The following is a 2,815-nucleotide window of genomic DNA, read 5'->3' as shown; positions in this document are numbered from 1 at the left end:
TTGATTTTTGTCTACAATTTTAACAATAATCTTTCTAAAATGGATAAAGATTGAATGTTTAATTTTTTTATTATATTTGATGGGAAATTATCCGGATTTAAAATTATATACTATTCATTAATCCTAAAAGACCATTAAAATGAAAAAATTGAATCTTTTGATCACCGCACTGTTTTTTATTATCGTTTCCGTTTCGACAACGGCTTCCAATCCCAATAATGATCTTATCGGCGAATGGAAATTTGATGTCACCCAGGCACCTTATGAATTTCAAAAGGGCAAGCTTGTTATAGAACAGGCCGAGGACCAGCTCGAGGGTAAAGTAGTCTTCGAAAGAAGCCGGGATGTAAGCATCAGAGGGATCGGGATTGAGGAAGAAGAGATTACCTTTACGTTTTACGTTCAGGGAGAAAAAGTTCAGGTGATCGGAAACATTGAGGAGAACAAGTTCGTAGGATACGCGGAGACCTCACAAGACAAAATGAACTTCCTGGCAGAAAAGGTCACCGGCCAGGATTAGATGACCTCTGCGTCAAAGGAATTTGTCCAGCAGAAGCAATTCTTATAAAGGATTTGCATACTTTTATTACCAATGTAAAAAATAATAAAGGCCTTCAACTTTCCCTATGCTGAGGCCTTTATTATATTCTCAAAACATTTATACCTGTCAAGAGCCGTTTATTGCCCAAACGCTTTTCGTAATCGCTTTATGCTCTTGGGCACGGCTGTGTGGGCGTCTTCTTTCCCTTCAAATTCAAGGGTTACATATCCGTTGTAATTGACGTTTTGCAACATTTTTGCAATTCTGTGGTAATCCAGATCCAAACTATACCATTCTCCCCCTCCGTAATAGGTTTTAGCAGAGACGAGCATGGTTTTCGGGGCAATCTTTTTCAGGTCGTCGTAGGGATCTTCCAGGAAATTGCCTGTATCCATGAGTATACCCAGCCAGGGGGAATCCACACCGTTTACAATCCGCAGCAATCCTTCAGGGGTTGAAGATATGCCCCAATGATTTTCCAGGGCCATCACTACCCCATGTTCCTCCGCTGCAGGAACACACTGTTCTATGGAATCAATGCACCATTTAAATGCATCCTCCTCATCATATCCCTCAATGGGAGGCTCCTGGCCCCTTAACTCCATTAACCGGTCGAATGACTCTACGGTACCCCATCTTCCCGAGTTTAAACGAATAGCCGGAATGCCCATCTGATAAGCCAGCTTGATACAATGTTTTGTATGCTCTATGGCTTCTTTCCGTTTTGCAGGATCGGGATCAACAAAATCCTGATGTATGGAAAGGTTGATCAGATCCACCCCGTTCAGCCAGGCATAACGCTTGAGCTTGTTCAGGTAAGCGGTATCCTCGCTCTCCATCTGCCGGTGCAGCACATCAACGCCTCCTACACCAAGTTCTGCCGCAGCATCTATAACCACCTCGATAGGCACTTTCTCATCGGTAAAATGCCAGAAGGAATAGGATGAGATGGCAAATTTTACCGGTTTCCCGGAATTTTCTGCGGCTGAGCGTACTTTTTCCCTTGCAGAAACGGGAAAAGCACTGCCTGCAATTAAACTGCCGCCTAAACCAACGGATGAACCCACAAAAAGTGATTTCTTCAGGAAATTGCGACGCGAAATATTTTTCAATGATTTCATAAAAAATAGGATTTAAGTTTATGCTGCACAATTTAAGAATTTTTTCGGAAAAAGGACACAGGTAATTCTTTTTATATAGTGATCCTTAAAGCAAAAAATGCCTGACAATTTTTAGTTGTAGATTTGGGTTCCTTGGAGTTTTGGTAGCATAGTCTTAATTTTACCCTCTCGTATTGAAATTTAATTTATGATGAAAATTTATGAAACACAGCCGGAGAGACTTTTTAAAAAAAGCCGGGATTCTGACAGCTTCAGGATTTGTGCTTCCGGCTGCTACAGGCATGAATCCACCGGCAAAACACATTTCAAAAAAGTTTAAAGGATCGGGTAAAATGAAATTAACCTACAAAGAATACGAATTACAGCTCAAGCATGTCTTTACGATTTCAAAAAATTCCCGGACAACCACACCGGACATGCAGGTTCAGATCCACTACGAAGGTCATACGGGCTACGGTGAAGCGGCCATGCCACCCTATTATCCGGAAAATCCGGAAAGCGCAAAGAAATTTTATGAGCAACTGGATCTGGGTCAGTTCAAAGACCCCTTTGAAATGGAAAATATACTGGATTATGTGGACCATGTAGCCCCGGGCAACCATTTTGCCAAGGCTTCCATTGATATCGCCCTTCATGACCTGGTGGGAAAGCTCATGGGATACCCCTGGTATAAAATATGGGGCTACGATAAATCCAAAGCACCGTCCACGTCTTTTACCATTGGCATCGACGAGCCCGAAACGGTGAAGCAGAAAACGAAGGAAGCGGATCGCTTTAATGTCCTCAAGGTAAAACTGGGCAGCAACAACGACAGGGAAATGATCAACTCGGTAAGGGCGGTGGCTCCTGACAAACCCCTTTACGTAGATGTCAACGGCGGCTGGAAAGATAAGCAGCAGGCCCTTGACATGGTTCACTGGCTTGAGGAAAAAGGCATTGTTTTTGTGGAACAGCCCATGCCCACAGACCAAACAGAGGATATAGCCTGGTTAAGTGAAAATAGCCCCCTGCCCATCATTGCCGATGAATCCATTCAACGGCTACCTTCGGTAATGGATGCCTATCAGGTGTATGACGGGATCAATATCAAGCTGATGAAGTGCACAGGAATGCGGGAGGCTCATAAAATGCTCAACCTGGCAAAAAGTTTGGG

3 protein-coding genes are annotated in these 2,815 nt (G+C 43.2%); 2 read left to right on the top strand and 1 reads right to left on the bottom strand.

The window, feature by feature from the left end:
* Nucleotides 1-139 precede the first annotated feature (139 nt).
* A complete protein-coding gene (locus KGY70_20370; GenBank protein MBS3777560.1) occupies nt 140-520 on the top strand; it encodes a hypothetical protein in 381 nt (126 codons plus the stop codon).
* Nucleotides 521-678: 158 nt separating this feature from the next.
* On the opposite strand, the gene KGY70_20365 is transcribed toward KGY70_20370, so the two are convergent.
* Nucleotides 679-1,662 carry a sugar phosphate isomerase/epimerase gene (locus KGY70_20365; protein ID MBS3777559.1) on the bottom strand — a complete coding sequence of 328 codons (984 nt, stop codon included), beginning with the start codon at nt 1,660-1,662 and terminating at the stop codon, nt 679-681.
* 200 nt (nt 1,663-1,862) lie between these two features.
* Here KGY70_20365 and KGY70_20360 point away from each other — a divergent pair.
* The coding region (locus tag KGY70_20360) for a dipeptide epimerase (GenBank protein MBS3777558.1) at nt 1,863-2,815 on the top strand (953 nt) is incomplete at its 3' end.

This window comes from Bacteroidales bacterium (assembly GCA_018334875.1).
Classification (GTDB): Bacteria; Bacteroidota; Bacteroidia; order Bacteroidales; family UBA12077; genus JAGXLC01.
The sequence above is the reverse complement of the archived record's forward strand: the minus strand, read 5'-3'. Positions and strand labels throughout refer to the sequence as shown.

Bases quoted from the DNA above. Each gene is read 5' to 3' on its own strand.
- KGY70_20370 (MBS3777560.1), top strand. From the start codon at position 140: ATGAAAAAATTGAATCTTTTGATCACCGCACTGTTTTTTATTATCGTT.
- KGY70_20365 (MBS3777559.1), bottom strand. From the start codon at position 1,662: ATGAAATCATTGAAAAATATTTCGCGTCGCAATTTCCTGAAGAAATCA.